The organism is Flavisericum labens, from assembly GCF_045446075.1.
Lineage (GTDB): Bacteria > Bacteroidota > Bacteroidia > Flavobacteriales > Flavobacteriaceae > Flavisericum > Flavisericum labens.
Genome location: NZ_JBJJBQ010000002.1, coordinates 82,714 through 98,567 on the forward strand (window position 1 = coordinate 82,714; position 15,854 = coordinate 98,567).

The window sequence follows — 15,854 nt, forward strand, 5'->3', positions numbered from 1 at the left end:
TAAAAACAAGAATCATGAAAAATAGAATATTAATAATCGCAATGGCCCTATTATTGCTACCATTAACGGCATTGGCACAAAAGGATATTTTTGAAAAATACAGCGACAACAACGATGTGACTTATGTAAACATCAAACCCAAAATGTTCCAGATGATAGCCAAAATAGGTATCGATACCGATGATGCCGAAGCCAAGGCTTATATGGACATGGTAAAAAGCATCACCAGTTTTAAGACTATTGTAACAGATAGCAAGTCTATTTCTGGCGATATAGCCAAATGGGTGAAATCACGCTCAAGTAGTTTAGAGGAGTTGATGGAAGTTAGGGATGACGGCACCAATGTAAACTTCTACGTGAAGGAAGGTAAAGATGCCGACCATGTTAAGGAGCTTTTAATTTTCGTTAACGGTATAGACAAGGTTATGGATGATAAAATTGAAATTAACGGTAAGGAGCGTAAAATCGAAACAGTAGTTGTATCGTTAACAGGCGATATCGATTTAAATGAAATATCAAAACTTACCGATAAAATGAACATTCCTGGAGGTCAGCACCTTGAGAAAAATAAATAATCGTCAATCATGCAACGAACAGTTTTATATTTAGTATTCACATTATTTACCGCAGTTTTATTATTAAGCTGCGGTAATGAGGTGAGTTTGCAGCGTTATTATGTAGATAACCAAGAAAACAAAAATTTTATATCGCAAGATTTTCCTTTGTCTATGGTAAACATAGATAAATCTAATTTCACGCCAGAACAGAACGAAGCTTACGAATCGGTTGATAAATTGAATTTTTTAGGATATAAAGTCAGCGAAACTGATTTAGAATCCTATAACACTGAACTTGCCAAAGTAAAAACCATTTTAAGCAATAGTAAGTATAATGACTTGATGGAATTTAATGACAAGGGCAACAGGATTGTGGTGAAATATATAGGTGATGATGAAGCTGATGAGGTTGTGGTATTCGGTAATTCTAAAGATTTGGGTTTTGGAATTGTTAGGGTTCTGGGAGACGGTATGAATCCCGAAAAAATGATAACCTTAATAAATGCCATGCAAAAAGCCAACATAGATGAAAATGAAATTGAAAATATTATGAATTTCTTTAAGTAATTTATAGTAAATGTTAATTACAAAAAGGCAGCTGATTTTTAGGCTGCCTTTTTCTATTTTGCGTAAATCTAAAAAGCAATTAATAATTGTATTTTTGCCAAAACACTTCATCATGAATTCCAGAGCCGATCAATTAAAAGCTTTTGACAGATTGTTAACCATCATGGACGAACTTCGAGAGCAATGTCCATGGGACAAAAAACAAACCATGGAAACACTTCGCCATCTTACCATAGAGGAAACTTACGAGTTGGGCGATGCAATTTTAGATAATGATTTGGAAGAAGTAAAAAAGGAATTGGGCGATGTGTTGCTGCATATTGTTTTTTATTCGAAAATAGGCAGCGAAACCAATGATTTTGATATTGCCGATGTTTGTAACAGTATCTGCGATAAATTGATTAGTAGGCATCCACACATTTATAGCGATGTAAAGGTTGAAAACGAAGACGACGTAAAGCGAAATTGGGAAAACTTAAAACTTAAAGAGGGCAAAAAAAGTGTTCTGGAAGGTGTTCCACAAAGTTTGCCCGCATTGGTGAAAGCGAATAGGATACAGGAAAAGGTAGCTGGTGTTGGTTTCGATTGGGAAAAACCTAGCCAAGTTTGGGAGAAGGTAGAAGAGGAGCTAAACGAATTTAAGGTTGAGGTGAAAAGTGGTAATGCCGATACCATTGAAAGCGAGTTTGGCGACGTATTGTTTTCCATGGTAAACTATGCTAGGTTTTTGAATGTAAACCCAGAAAACGCCTTAGAAAGAACGAACAAAAAGTTCTCAAAACGATTTCAATATTTGGAAAGTAAGGCTAAAAGCCTCAATAAACCATTAAAAGATATGACATTGGCCGAAATGGATGTGTTTTGGGAAGAAGCCAAAAGCCTTTAGGGCTATTATCATAAAAATTTAAACAGGCTCTTAATCGTACTATTCTTGTTGTTCGCCTTAAACATTTCCAATTGGTACCGTATTTAATAAATATTTGTTTTCTTTAGGCAAATTAATAGCAGTTGTTTATCAAACGAACATATTTTTCCATTTTTCAATTCTTATTGTGGATTTTGTTAATCCAATGTGCTTGGTCTCAGAATATAGCGCCAATATTAACAGCTACGGGTAACCAGCCTTATTGTCCACAAAACCAGATTAATATTGTTACAGATTTCAATATTGTAGATCCTGATGATACCGAAATTGAAGCATTATATATACAGATTTCAACCGGATATGAACAAGGTAATGATATACTGCAGCTTCCTGCGGGGCATCCTAATATTACGACCTCATGGAGCGCAGTAGAAGGCAAGTTAACATTACGCGGTATAGCTTCCAGCCCTGTTGGGTATGTAGATTTGATTGCGGCCGTAAAGGATATTGTTTTTCAAAGTTCTAGTATTCAACCAAACGATAAAGTATTTTCAATAACTATTGGTGATGCTAATTATTTGCCGCTAACAGATCATTATTATGAATTTGTGCCAAGTAATGGTATTTCGTGGCCCGATGCAAAACTACAAGCAGAAGCCAGAACTTATTTTGGATTACAAGGTTATTTGGCGACAATACTTTATCCTGAGGAAGATCAATTAGCTGGAGAGCAAGCCTCGGGAGCAGGATGGCTGGGCGCTACAGACTTAGAGACAGAAGGGGTTTGGAAATGGGTGACAGGACCAGAAGCTGGAACCGTTTTTTGGAATGGAGGGAATATGGGGTCATCACCAAATTATGCAAATTGGAACGTTAATCAGCCTGACAATGCCTGGGGAGGAGGAGGTGAAGATTATTTACATATTACCGACCCTTCTATTGGGAGACCTGGAGCATGGAATGACCTGAGAATAGCAGGAGATGGACCAGGACCCTATAACCCGAAGGGATACATTGTAGAATACGGTGGCATGCCTGGTGATCCAGTTATAAATATATCTACCAGTACAAATTTGTATGCTTTGGCTGTGGTGTCACCTTTATCACCTGTTTTAACGGATTCAGAATGTGACGATTTAAGTGATGGTAACGATGCCAATGGTCGTACCAATTTCGATTTAACTACTAATGAACAGGATTTGTTAAACGGCAATAATCCATCAGATTTTTATTTTGAATATTTTTTAGACGACATTTACAGTAGTCCTATACCTAATCCAAATAATTTTATAAACACCGTGGCAGGTGGACAAACAATTTATGTGAAAATTGTGAATACCATGAATAATTCCTGCCTCACAGAAACTTCTTTTAACATTGTAGTAGATGAACCGCCTTTTGCTGAACCTTCGATTGATTTTAAAAATTGCGATGTGGATGGTGTCGCGGATGGCTTTGCCGAGTTTAATCTATCTGAAATAACGCCCTATATCACATCAGAATCAAATGTTACTATTTCCTATCATCCAACTTTTAATGATGCCGAAATTGGAAATGACCCTATGACATCATCAGTTAATAATCAAAAAAATAACCCTGTGTATGCGCGGGTTGAAGATTCCAAAGGATGTTATCGAGTTTCTACGATTAATCTAAAGGTTTCAACAACCTCGTTCCCAATCGGTTATTTTGAAGAATTAAATACTTGTGATGACGACGGTATTTTTGATGGATTTCATGAATTTGATTTAACGCAAATTTCCTCGTCATTTTTGGCTCAATTTCCGACAGGTCAAAATTTAAGTGTACGTTATTTTGAAAATGCCCAGGATGCTCAATTGGAAGTAAATGAAATAGTACAGCCAAGTTCATACATCAATAAAGAGGCATTTTATCAAGAAATTTATGTTCGTATAGAGAGTGAAGATAATGGCCATTGTTTTGGTATTAGCCCTGCCTTACATTTAACTGTTTATAAAGAACCGAAGTTTGAAGTTGATAATAGTGAGACGTATTGCACGGAAGAAGGTCCTGTTTTGTTGACAACCTATAATGAAGCTGAAAATTACACCTATCAATGGTTTGATTCCAACGGACAAATTATAAGTGACTTGCCTTATGTTGAGGTCTCCTCGGGGGGGCAATATAGTGTTTTGGCAACCTCAAGTTTAGGCTGTAAATCTGAGCCGGTTAATTTTTCTGTAAAAGAATCTGCAAGGGCAAATATAGATTTGGATGATGTTACCATTACCGATGCCTCAGAAAATAACAGTATCTCTATAAACAATACGAATAATAATTTGGGTATTGGTGATTATGAATTTGCATTAAACGGTGGCAATTATCAAGACTCCCCATTTTTTAATCAATTGAAACCAGGAGAATACATACTTCACGTTAGAGATAAAAATGGCTGTGGCGAAACTCCTCCTATTGAAATATATATATTGGGTTTTTCTAAATTTTTTACGCCAAACAATGATGGTCAAAACGATATTTGGAAAGTTGAAGGCTTGGGAGCAGATTATACTAACGCCTCAAAGATTACTATATATAATCGCTACGGACAACTTATTAAACAATTTAGAGCCAATGGTTCGTGGGATGGCACATTTAAGGGTCAATACCTGCCAAACTCAGATTACTGGTTTGTAGCCGAGTTAATCAAAATTTCTGGAGAAATGAAAACCTATCGTGGTCATTTTAGTTTGATAAGATGACCAAAATAGCTTAGTACAATTCCTTGATTTTACTCAGCTTGTTTTTCCAAATTTTTAGAGATTCTTTATGCGATTTAATATTGTCCCGAACTTCTTTAACCACAGGATTATCGTCGTCAACATTGGTAAAGAATTGTAGGTTGTTTTCAAGTTGGTTGATTTGACTTTTCACCTCATCAATTTTCTTGCGAATAAATGAACGCTCATTATCCAAGTCTCTATTATTGTCAGAAGCATTGAGAACATCCAATTTATTTTCGAATTTAATCATTTCAATTTCGTTCTTAGAAATTTTCAAATTGGAAAGAAGTTGGTCAATGGTTTTTTGAAACTTGCCTTCTATGTAGCGCTTATCGTTGGGTACCTTCCCAAAACTTTGCCATTCGGCAATCTGTTGTTTCACAAGGTTTAAGCTTTTTTCTTTGTCGTCGGGTAATTTTAAATCTTTCAACGAAGCTAAAAAGTCGTTCTTGCTTTTAAAAGCGTCAAGTTGTTCTTTGCTGGCTGCATTTCTTTTGGCATGAATCCTATCAAAATAGTGATTGCAGGCGGCCTTGAAGCGTTTCCAGATTTTGTCGCTGTCTTTCCTTGGTACATGCCCAATTTTTTTCCATTCGCTTTGTATTTTCTTCATCAAAGGTGTAACGGTTTCGTAATCTTCACTTTCCTTATTGTCTTCGGCAATTTTAATTAAATCGAGTTTTAATTCTAGGTTTTTGTACTGTTCCTTTTTTAGCCCTTTGTAAAAAGCATTCTTTTTCCTGTTAAACGTTCTTACCGCTTCTTTAAATTTGGACCAAGTATCTTCATTGACTTTTATAGGAACTTTACCGGCGTTAAAAAACTCTTCCCGAAGTCCTTCAATAGTGCGAATTCTTTTTTGCCAAGCACCATGCGTATTCCCCTCTTGGGAGGATACGGCTTGGATTTTGTCAATAATATCTAACTTGTTCTCTAAGTTTTTTTCGTAAACTTTATCTATTTCTTTATAGTACAGCTGGCGTTTATCGTTAATTATTTTGGTTGCAGCTTTAAAACGCTCCCAAATTTCTTCACGATGTTCTCTCGCAACTGGACCTAGCTCTTCTTTCCACATTTTGTGCAATTCTTGAAGTTCCCTAAAAGACCTTTGTATGTTATCATCTTTCGCCAGTTCTTCAGCGCGTTCGATAATAAGTAGTTTCTTTTCTAAATTGTGCTTAAAATCCAGATCGCGCAAATCTCTGTTTAAATGTAAAAAGTCGTAAAATATTTCTACATGGTGGTGGTAACTATTCCAAGCGTTGTTGTATTTGTCCCTTGGAATAGGCCCAGTATTTCGCCAACGTTCTTGTAGTTCCTTAAAGTGTTTGTAGGTGGTGTTTATATTTTCCTCAACATTAATTAAGCCCTTCAACTCCTCTATAATTTCGAGTTTATCGGCTAAATTTTGTTTTAGATTTTTTTCTAAATTTTGATAGTGATCATTGAGTTTCTTTCTGTATTCTCTATAGGCATCTTTATACCTTTTTTGAACCGGTGAAGAATAATAAAAGTCAATTTCGTTTCCGCCGTCATTTACAAAATCTTCCTTTTTCTCGTCTAATAGCGCTTGAAACTTTGTTTTGAATTCTGAATTTATTTGGCTAACGTGGTTACGAATCGCTTGAACTTTTTCATTTTTCAACAATTTTTCCAATTCAATAGCGAGTGCTTCCAACGACATGGTATCGTAGGCTTTAACTTCTATGGTATGTCTTTCTTTATTACCCTCGTCTTCGGCATCTTCAGCGTTTGATTCGTCAATTTCATTCAAAACCTTGTCGTCTTCATTCGAATCAGAATCAGTTGAATCGCTAGGGTTTTTTGCATTATTTTCCTCGGAAATAGGCTTGGTTTCTTCCTTAGATTCAGATTCTACATTCGAAGTTTTATCATTTATTTGGGTGGTATCCAATTCAGATAAATTTTCGTTTGAACTCGTTTTATCAACTTCTTCTGCGTCTTGTGGTTTGTTAATATCAGACATTTTAAAAAATGTTAAGGTTCGTTATATAAGAACCTTAAAGATACTAACAAGTAAAGTATTTACAAAGGGTATAAAAAAGTTTTAATTGATTTGAGCTAATTTTATTCCAAGTTCCAAATAGACCATGCTTTTTCTGCTTGTAACTCTAGCATTTTCAGGCCATTAATGGTTTTTGAATTATGTTGTTTTCCCTTTTTTAAGAATAGGGTTTCTGCAGGATTGTAAATTAAATCGTATAAAATATGATTTTCGGTAATTGAATGGTAAGGAATGCTTGGACAATCATTAACATTTGGGAATGTGCCAACGGGCGAACAATTAATAATTATTTGGTGATTTTTAACGTCGTCTTCGGTTAATGTGTCGTAACTAAATGCTACGCCTTTTTTTAGAGTACGCGACACATAGTGGTATGAAATTCCTAGTTCGTCCAAACTATAAGCCACAGCCTTACTTGCGCCTCCTGTTCCTAAAATCAGTGCTTTTTTATGATGTTTTCTTAGTAGTGGTTTTAATGATTTTTTAAAACCATAACAATCGGTATTATAGCCCACCAATTTACCTTTTTTAGTCATTTTTATGGTATTGACAGCGCCAATAGCTTTTGCTTTTTTATTAATCTTGTCAAGAAAAGGTATCACTTGTTCTTTGTACGGAATAGTAACGTTAAGCCCTTTTATGTCTTCAGTGTTTTTTATGATTGATGGAAATAAATCGATGTTTTCAATATCAAAGTTTTCATAAGAAGTGTTCTGAATACCTTCATTTTCAAATTTTTTTTTGAAATAAGATTTTGAAAATGAATATGAAATGTTTCTTCCTAAAAGTCCTAATTTGTTCATTTTATTCTTCTAGTTTTTTGTCCGTACCACTCTAATACCAAAACAATGGCAATGCCTAAAATTACAAATCCGATGGCATAATAGGTTTCTGTATTTACTTCTGGTAAAAAGCGCTGGTAGTTTTTTACGATTTTTTGTCCTGTTGAATCTAATATAAAACCACCGTCGTTTCCCGTTTTAAAAATAGTTTTTTTCCATGGCCAAACGACGCCTAGCGATCCAATAATAAATCCAATAATAGAGGCTAGGGTAATACTTTTATAATGTTTTAAAATATAACTTAGCAGGTGTGAAAATGTAACCAGGCCAGTGACGGAGCCTATGGTGAAAACGGTCAATACGGTTAGCATTCTAATGCGCTCGGTATTTTCAATAAAGCTGAAATCCCCACTAAAAATATCTGAAAACGTATCGTAAAGGGCGTTCACCGAATCCACCAAAAGCAATACATAATTTCCTAAAAGAATTAGGATAAAAGACCCTGAAAACCCTGGAAGTGTCATGCCTGATACACTAATAATTCCGCAGAAAAAAACAAACCATAAATTATCGTTTTCCTTAGCAGGATTCAAAAAACTAATACCTACACCCAATATAATACCTACGATTATGGCGGTATAGGTTTTATAATTCCAATCCTTAAAATCTTTATTAATGTAATATATTGAGCCAATAATCATTCCGAAAAAAACGCTCCAAACATAAAGTTCGTAGTTTTTAATTAGGTAATCTAAGGCTTTCGAAACACTAAAATAGCTAACTACCATGCCTAGAAAAAGTAATCCTAAAAACCTTCCGTTAATATAGCGATAGAAACTATTGAAGCGCCCATTTATAAGTAGTTTGAAGGCTTTACCGTTTACTTTTTTTAACGAATAAATAAACTCCTCATAAAAGCCAGCAACAAAAGCTACAACGCCTCCAGAAACCCCAGGAACCTTATTAGCAGCCCCCATACCTAATCCTTTAAGGATTAAAAAAAGTTTATCGCTAAATGTTCTGGTACTTTGCATGTTTATTTTTTGGAACCTAGTCTTTCAAGAATAAAAATAGTTAAAAAACCCAAAATCATGAGAATAAAGGCAAATACTAATTGGTTATTCCCTTCAAACGCCATTGGGGAAACGCTCTCCTGAATCAAAGGTGATTTTAATCCTTTAGAGTTGGTGTGCCAAGTAATGGTGTTTTTCCATGGCCAAACCCGATTTAATGATCCAAAGATAAACCCGGTTAAAACAGCCAATGTCGCATTATGAAAATGCTTAAATAGCCATTTTAGAACGCGACTAAAACTAAGTAAGCCAATTACTGCGCCTGAAATAAAAATAAGTAATTTTCTTATGTCAATATCATGAATGGCGTTGCTTAGTGTTTTATATGCCCCGAGAATAATGAGTATGAACGAGCCTGAAATACCCGGTAAAATCATGGCGCAAATAGCAATAGTACCGGCCAAGAATAAAAACCAAGAACTTTCGTTTGTGCCCAATGAAGGTAATTTACTAATGTAAAATGCGATTACAGCGCCAATAACAAAAGATATAACTGTTGCCATGTTCCACTTGGTGACTTGTTTCCCAACAAAATAAATACTGGCTACAATAAGTCCGAAGAAGAACGACCAAATTAAAATAGGATGATACTCCAAGAGGTATTTGGCCAGCCTCATGAATGAAACAAAACTGATTACTATACCCGATAACAAGGCTAATAAAAAGTTGCCGTTAAGTTGTTGCCAAAATGGTTTTATGCCTTCTTTGAAAAGGGCTTTTATCAGTGAAATGTTGATGTTGCTGATAGTGTTTATCAATTCTTCATAAATGCCAGAAATAAAGGCGATTGTCCCTCCTGAAACTCCTGGAATCGCGTCGGCAGCACCCATGGCCAGTCCTTTAAATGATATAATAAGGTAGTCTTTTAAACGTCTTTGCATCATAGGTTTTTTAGCAAAAACCAAAGGTATGTATTTTAATTAAACGTTTAGTTAAAGTTTTGTGTTAAGTAAGTTTTTTGCCGCTGTTTTATTGATGATATTCGGGAAAAGCTCGTCTAGAATAAACGCATATTCTCCGTTAATTTTCAAAGCATTTTTTAAGTGAAATGTACCCTTGTTGTCTTGGTTAAGTGTGAAATATGCGCCGGACAAACGGTATTCGATTTCCGCATTTTCTGGATAGAAGTCCATTGCCTGTTCGAAATTAAAGATAGCAGCCTCTATTTCACCTAATTTAATGAGTAAATCTCCGCGAGATAGCCAAGTGTTTAGTTCGTAATTGCCTAATTCCAATGTTTTCTTGAAACCGCGTTCAGCTTCTTCGTAAAAATTCAGTCTTTGGTTGATTTGCGAATACAGTTTCCAATAAATTACATTCTCAGAATCTATATTTAGAGCTTTATTGATGTAGTACAGCGCTTTTTGCAGATTACCTTTTTTGTTGTAGAATTTGGTAATGGCAATCCAACCTTTATCTAATAATGGGTCTTCGTGAACTGTCCTGTCATAGTACTGTAAGGCTAATTCATCATTTTGTAACTTTTCATGGCAGTGGCCAATACGTAATAGCGCGAATGAGGTGGGGTCGTCTAATTTTAACGTAACGGTATAGTTTTCTATGGCGTCTTCAAAGCGTTTTAATTTTTCTAAAACTTTGCCTCGTTCAAGATAGGCGCCTACAAAGGTGTCGTCAGATATTATGGCAAAATCAAAAGCAGCCAAAGCCTTTTTGTGTTCTTTTAGGGTTAAATATTGCTTACCTAATTGGTGCCAAGCCACTTCGCAATAAGGATTTTGATCTAAAAAGATATTAAGGTATGAAATGGCATCTTCATGTTGGTTTAAAAATTCGAAGCAATAAATTATGTTATAAAGGGCAGAATAGTCATCAATATCAGCCTCTAAGCATTTCATAAAATAGCCTTTTGCATTTTCATATTCATCAAGGAACAAATATTCCATCCCAATTAGCGAGTATAAATCCACTACATCTTCCGTTAGTGTTAATGCTTGTTTCAGTACATCAATGGCCTTTTGGTGATTGTCTTGTTTAGAAAAAATATTGGCTTTTTGGATGTAAATTTCTTCGTTGTTTGGGTCAATGCTATACAACTCATTTAGTAAGTCATTCGCTTCATTAAATTTATCCTCAAAAACAAAAACTTCAACTTTAAATAGCCTTAAGTTAACTGAAGTAGGGTGTTGACCCAAACCTAGCTTAATGGCTTTTTTAGCCAAGGCTGTTTTACCTTGATTGAGGTAATGGTGAATAATGTTTTCAAACTCTTCTGAATCAAAGAACAAAACATGATTTGTTTTCAACATTGATTCAAACTTGGTAAGCGGTAAATTGTTGTTGTCGTTATGACTAAACTCCATACGCACATTTGTGGGATTCTACTCGAATAAATTTAACGTTCTATTTGCTTTTTGCTTAAAATTTAAACAAATGTTTTTAACAAAGTAATCAACACTCGTGCCAATTATATGTTTTTTCAGAGTTTTTCAATTGAAAATCAATAGGTTATGTGTTTATTTTTGCTGATGTATTTCATCTAAAACATCGATAATTATACGGCAACCTTGCTCAATTTCGCTATTTGATATGGTTAAAGGTGGAGTTATTCTTACTGCTTTTGGCTCAAAAAGCAACCAAAAAAGTATTAACCCAAGGTCTTGGGATTTTAAAATGAGTTGATTTGTTATTTCGGCTGAAGGTAAAATTAGAGCAAGCATAAGGCCTTTACCTCGTATTTCCTTAATTAAAGGATGCATCAAAAGTTTTCTGAATAATTTTTCTTTAGTAAGCGTTTCTTCAATTAAATGGCTTTCTGTTATTTCGGTCAGTGTAGCTAATGCCGAAGCGGCAATTACTGGATGACCGCCAAAAGTAGTGATGTGTCCTAATTTAGGATGTTCTTTCAATAAATCCATAAGTTGGCTGGAAGCTGTAAATGCACCAATGGGCATGCCGCCACCCAAAGCTTTTCCGGTAACTAAAATGTCCGGAATGCAATCGTAGTTTTCAAAACCAAATAGTTTCCCTGTACGCCCAAAACCTGGTTGGATTTCATCTAAAATAAAAAGAGCCCCAACTTTAGTACATTGCTCTTGAACTTTTCTAAGATAGCCTTTTTTAGGCTCAATAAAACCAGCACCTCCTTGGATGGTTTCTAATATAACACAGGCTGTTTTTTTAGTAATTTGGTCAATCTCATTTTCATTGTTAAAATTAATGAACTTTACATCAGGCAGCAATGGTCTGAAAGCTTGTTTACGTTCTTCGTACCCCATAACACTCATCGATCCCATCGTGTTACCGTGATAGGCATTTTTAGCCCCAATAATTTCACTTCTGCCTGTAGCACGTTTTCCTAGTTTTAAAGCACCTTCAATGGCCTCGGTACCCGAGTTGGTTAAGTATGTTTTCTCTAAAGAAGAAGGAAGATGTTGTGCTAATAGCTTAGTTAGATCAACAGCAGGTTTTTGAATGTATTCACCATAAACCATAACATGCATGTACCTATCCAATTGTGCTTTTATGGCATTAATCACTTTGGGATGGTTGTGCCCCAATGGCGTGGCCGATACGCCAGCGACAAAATCTAAATACGCTTTGTTGTTAGAGTCATAAATAAAAGAGCCTTCAGCATGGGAGATTTCCATGGCCAACGGGTGTGGCGTAGTTTGTGCCTGGTATTTTAGGAAATCTTCCTTCATCTTATTCCTCAGAAAATTCAATTAATTCGGGACCTTGTACAAAAACGTCTTCATCCTGGTCGATGTCACCTATAACTATAGTTATTTTATTTTGAGGGTTTGTTTTTTTACATTTTATTGAGTACGTTTTCCATAATGGAGTAAGCTTAAAGTTTTGATTTGTAATATTGGATTGTTGATTTTCATTATCACGAATAATAATATTGATGTTTCCCTTTCCCCTGGCTATTATAGAAAATTTTATATTGATATCACTCTCAATATCTTTCAAATAGATATAACCATTTTTTTCTATTGTAGAAGTAAGTTTTGTTATAGCGTTTTGTTGGTTAGTAGGTTGTGGCGAAACAATTTTTTCAGTTCTAATATTGGTTTTTTTCCAGTCATTTAAACTTAAATCTTGATATGATTTTAATAAGTTAATTCGTGTAGAGTCTATTGCGGGAACGTTCCGCGCCGCCTTATTTTCAAAATTATTTTTTCCAGCCTGTTCAATACGTTCCATCATGGCTTCATTGAAAAAGGCGTCTTGAGGCACATAATCGTCCAGCCCTTTTATAACGGGCATATTATAAGGTTCGTCGTCCCTAAATAAATCTTCTACGCTTTTTGGTCGTTCTTCTTCACGCCAATCGAATCCTTTAAGTAATTTTTGGTTTTCTGGGTATTTCGATTCAGGGTACAAATTACCATCCACTTGGTTAAATCTAGAATACTCATCTATGTCGCCATTGGAGAATAGTATTTCAATACTACCGGATTTAGCCTTATCAATTCCAATAAGTTCTTGTTTGTCGTTACGTGCATAGAAAATAGATTGTGCGTTCTTGATTATATCAACCTTTCGTAGCTGGTTTTCATCATTGAACAAGCCAACTAGTCGCATACCATTAATCTGGTTGTAGCCTGTTTTGCTTATGGTATCCTGACTAATAATGAAGGCATTATTAAATACCAATAAAGAATCAATTTTTTCAGTTTCGTTGTTGGAAATTAAATGAATGGTATCGCCAGTCATTTGGTTTTCCAAATTCCATAATACAGGTTTTCGTTTCACCGAGAATTTGTCGCCCGTTGAAAACTTCGGAATATTTATAAATTTCGTTATACCCGTTTTTTGATTGGAATAAATAGAATCTGCCTTTCCGCTCATGTCCGATTTATACATCTTCGCTTTATAATAAGCATTGATTATTCTGTTTTCTGGTTTGCCGGTAACCATAATTTTATCGGCATGTATATAAATGGAATCGTTTTCTTGAACGGTAATGGCCAAAGCTCGTTTCGTGATAAAGACCGAATCCTTTTCCTTGAAAACCTCAGCATAGTGGCCCTTTACTATACTATTGTTTATAGTGTCTGTAATTTTAATATTATTAGTTGCCGAAGCAAAACTTTTAGCATCATCAAAGTATAAACTGTCGCCTTCAATAATGCGGTTGTCATAATTTATTTCAGCATTTTTAAGGGCATATCCTACACTGTTTTCAGTATCATAAAAACCTTTTTCGCAGTAGGTTTCACTAGTTTCGGTTATAATGGTTGATGGGCCAAATAAGTAGGCGTAACCAGTATCAGAATAAAAATCAAAAAAGTTTGATTTTATAGTAGATTCTTCACTAACCAGAACAACGTCATCAACGAACTGAAACTTGTTCATATTCATATAATGCCTTCCTATTTTACTGGTAATAGTAACGGTAGTGTCTTTAACAACAGTACCGCCACTTTTATAAAAGGCTTGCTCGTTTAATTTATCAAAATATAGGGTGTCTGATGTAATAACAGAATTCGGGTCGGTTAAAACCACATCGCCACGTGCAAAAGCCAATTCTGTAATACCGCTGTATTCAACGTATTTGGATGTCATATTTATAGTGTCGCCCTGATTTATCTTGACGTTGCCATAGGCTTCGATGAAATTTTCTTTGCTGTAATGAATGGCTTTGTCACACCACATGTCTGTTCCGCTATGCTCAATATGAACTTGTTGGGAATCATCGCGTGTTAAGACTTTTGCTCCAGGATACTGCTCTTCATCGGTGTTTAAAAAACCCGAATACTTAATTTCTATTTTTCTTTTTTCTTGGGCATGTGAGATTGTTATTGAAACAAAACTAATAATTGCCAAAAAGTATAAACGGAAGAATGTTTTCAAAAGATAAAATATTTGTCGCAAAAATAACGATTAAAATCAGGTTTTATGATGGAAGAACTAAAAACGATTTATTTTTTTAATTCATAAAGAAATAAAAGTTTTAATACATTATTAAGGCAATTGGCAAGTGTAATTGATATGTTTTTTTTTCGTCTATAGACAGAGATGTACTAATTTTGCAGAAAATAATATTTTAAAATACATGGAAGATTTAACTCAAGAAGAATGGGCGGAACAATTGGCAAACGATGATAATGCTGTTGTTTTGGATGTAAGAACAGATGCTGAAGTTGCTGATGGAATTATCCCCAGCGCCATTCATATAGATATTTATAAAGGTCAAGAATTTATAAACGAGATTGAAGACCTTGATAAAAACAAGAACTATTATGTGTATTGTCGTTCTGGAAACCGTAGTGGTAAAGCTTGTCAAATTATGGAACAATTAGGTTTTGAAAATGCATATAACCTAGAAGGTGGTATATTGGACTGGACAGGTGATGTTGTAGATAAAGATTAAAACTTATGAAACGGGTCTGGCTTCTTGCATTTCTGTCAGTTTTTATTATGAATTGCCAATCGGCAGTAGATAAAGAATACTTAATCGAACCTGAAACACTTAACGATACTTTATCGGAGTCGGATAGTGTTCAACTTATTGATGTCCGAACTCCAGAAGAATTTAAAGTGTCGCATATAGAAGGCTCTAAGAACTACAATTTTTTTGACGAGAAATTCGTTGAACTTATAAGTTCTTTAAGCAAAGAAAAACCAGTTTATTTGTATTGTCGTTCAGGAAAACGAAGCGGTAAAAGTATTGAAGAATTCCTCAAACTTGGTTTTGGTAAAATATACAGTCTGGACGGCGGAATTAAAAACTGGGAATCAAAAGGTTTTAAAGTTTCTCGTTAAACTAAACCTTTTTTTTACTGTAAATTTGTGGCGTAATTAACATTCAACTACTTTTTCAGTAATTCACCTTTTTTATTTTAGGTTAGGGTGCATATTTCTTAATTTTATTTAACATTTACTAATTAACAGCAAAATACTTAAATGATTTTTGACATATTTTCAGTTATCAAAGTCTTTAAATTAATAATTTTAAAAAATATGGAAAGCGGATTCGTGATTTTAGGAATAATAGCCCTGCTATTTTTAAGTATGTATGGGTATTCGTATCTATCGGTTTACCGAGAAAAAATGAGTCAGAAACAGCAGAAAAAGAAGGAGCAGGAGAAACAAGAAGCGAGACGTCTAAGGCGTTTGGCTCATCAAGCTACTGTCGACGAAAAAGTTGAAAAGTTCAATAAAAGAAAAGAAGAAATACAGCGCGAATTAATGCTGCTTGAAAAAATGAAAGACAAGCAACGAGTTAGTTAGTCCACTTAATTCCTTCTAAACGAAAAACCCGTATAAATGTTAA

Annotated in this window: 14 protein-coding genes; 7 read left to right on the forward strand and 7 right to left on the reverse strand. The window is 34.8% G+C overall.

Annotated elements, in window-relative coordinates:
- The first annotated feature begins 14 nt into the window (after nt 1–14).
- The 4 genes from ACIEHO_RS03870 (at nt 15) to ACIEHO_RS03885 (ending at nt 4,709) form a co-directional block, all read left to right on the forward strand.
- On the forward strand, nt 15–575 hold the full coding sequence (locus ACIEHO_RS03870; protein WP_406968861.1) for a DUF4252 domain-containing protein: 561 nt from the start codon (nt 15–17) through the stop codon (nt 573–575).
- A 9-nt stretch (nt 576–584) separates the two neighbouring features.
- Nucleotides 585–1,124 (forward strand): DUF4252 domain-containing protein, encoded by a 540-nt coding sequence (locus ACIEHO_RS03875; protein WP_406968863.1) that lies wholly within the window; start codon nt 585–587, stop codon nt 1,122–1,124.
- Nucleotides 1,125–1,236: 112 nt separating this feature from the next.
- Nucleotides 1,237–2,010: a nucleoside triphosphate pyrophosphohydrolase gene (mazG, locus tag ACIEHO_RS03880; RefSeq protein WP_406968865.1), complete on the forward strand. Its 774-nt coding sequence runs from the start codon at nt 1,237–1,239 to the stop codon at nt 2,008–2,010.
- A gap of 173 nt (nt 2,011–2,183) precedes the next feature.
- Complete coding sequence (locus ACIEHO_RS03885; RefSeq protein WP_406968867.1) at nt 2,184–4,709, forward strand: T9SS type B sorting domain-containing protein; 2,526 nt, start codon at nt 2,184–2,186, stop codon at nt 4,707–4,709.
- A 10-nt stretch (nt 4,710–4,719) separates the two neighbouring features.
- Here ACIEHO_RS03885 and ACIEHO_RS03890 read toward each other — a convergent pair whose 3' ends face one another.
- The 7 genes from ACIEHO_RS03890 to ACIEHO_RS03920 form a co-directional block, all read right to left on the reverse strand.
- Nucleotides 4,720–6,717, reverse strand: a complete 1,998-nt coding sequence (locus ACIEHO_RS03890; RefSeq protein WP_406968869.1) for a DUF349 domain-containing protein — start codon at nt 6,715–6,717, stop codon at nt 4,720–4,722.
- Between the two features lie 101 nt (nt 6,718–6,818).
- The gene (locus ACIEHO_RS03895; RefSeq protein ID WP_406968871.1) at nt 6,819–7,559 is read right to left on the reverse strand and encodes a shikimate dehydrogenase family protein; all 741 of its coding nucleotides are present in this window, start codon (nt 7,557–7,559) and stop codon (nt 6,819–6,821) included.
- Nucleotides 7,556–8,572, reverse strand: coding sequence for a DUF368 domain-containing protein (locus ACIEHO_RS03900; protein ID WP_406968873.1), 1,017 nt, complete (start codon nt 8,570–8,572; stop codon nt 7,556–7,558). The genes ACIEHO_RS03895 and ACIEHO_RS03900 overlap by 4 nt, the downstream gene beginning before the upstream one ends.
- A gap of 2 nt (nt 8,573–8,574) precedes the next feature.
- The gene (locus ACIEHO_RS03905) at nt 8,575–9,492 is read right to left on the reverse strand and encodes a DUF368 domain-containing protein (RefSeq protein WP_406968875.1); all 918 of its coding nucleotides are present in this window, start codon (nt 9,490–9,492) and stop codon (nt 8,575–8,577) included.
- Between the two features lie 51 nt (nt 9,493–9,543).
- Nucleotides 9,544–10,932 carry a tetratricopeptide repeat protein gene (locus ACIEHO_RS03910; protein WP_406968877.1) on the reverse strand — a complete coding sequence of 463 codons (1,389 nt, stop codon included), beginning with the start codon at nt 10,930–10,932 and terminating at the stop codon, nt 9,544–9,546.
- A 153-nt stretch (nt 10,933–11,085) separates the two neighbouring features.
- Nucleotides 11,086–12,273, reverse strand: coding sequence for an aspartate aminotransferase family protein (locus tag ACIEHO_RS03915; protein WP_406968879.1), 1,188 nt, complete (start codon nt 12,271–12,273; stop codon nt 11,086–11,088).
- Nucleotide 12,274: 1 nt separating this feature from the next.
- Entirely contained in the window at nt 12,275–14,431 is a 2,157-nt protein-coding gene (locus tag ACIEHO_RS03920) for an OstA-like protein (protein ID WP_406968881.1), read from the reverse strand.
- Nucleotides 14,432–14,633: 202 nt separating this feature from the next.
- On the opposite strand from ACIEHO_RS03920, the gene ACIEHO_RS03925 reads away from it, so the two are divergent.
- From ACIEHO_RS03925 to ACIEHO_RS03935, 3 genes are all read left to right on the forward strand, one after another.
- Entirely contained in the window at nt 14,634–14,951 is a 318-nt protein-coding gene (locus ACIEHO_RS03925) for a rhodanese-like domain-containing protein (protein WP_406968883.1), read from the forward strand.
- A gap of 5 nt (nt 14,952–14,956) precedes the next feature.
- Nucleotides 14,957–15,343, forward strand: a complete 387-nt coding sequence (locus tag ACIEHO_RS03930; RefSeq protein WP_406968885.1) for a rhodanese-like domain-containing protein — start codon at nt 14,957–14,959, stop codon at nt 15,341–15,343.
- Between the two features lie 198 nt (nt 15,344–15,541).
- Nucleotides 15,542–15,811, forward strand: coding sequence for a hypothetical protein (locus tag ACIEHO_RS03935; RefSeq protein WP_406968887.1), 270 nt, complete (start codon nt 15,542–15,544; stop codon nt 15,809–15,811).
- Nucleotides 15,812–15,854 lie beyond the last annotated feature (43 nt).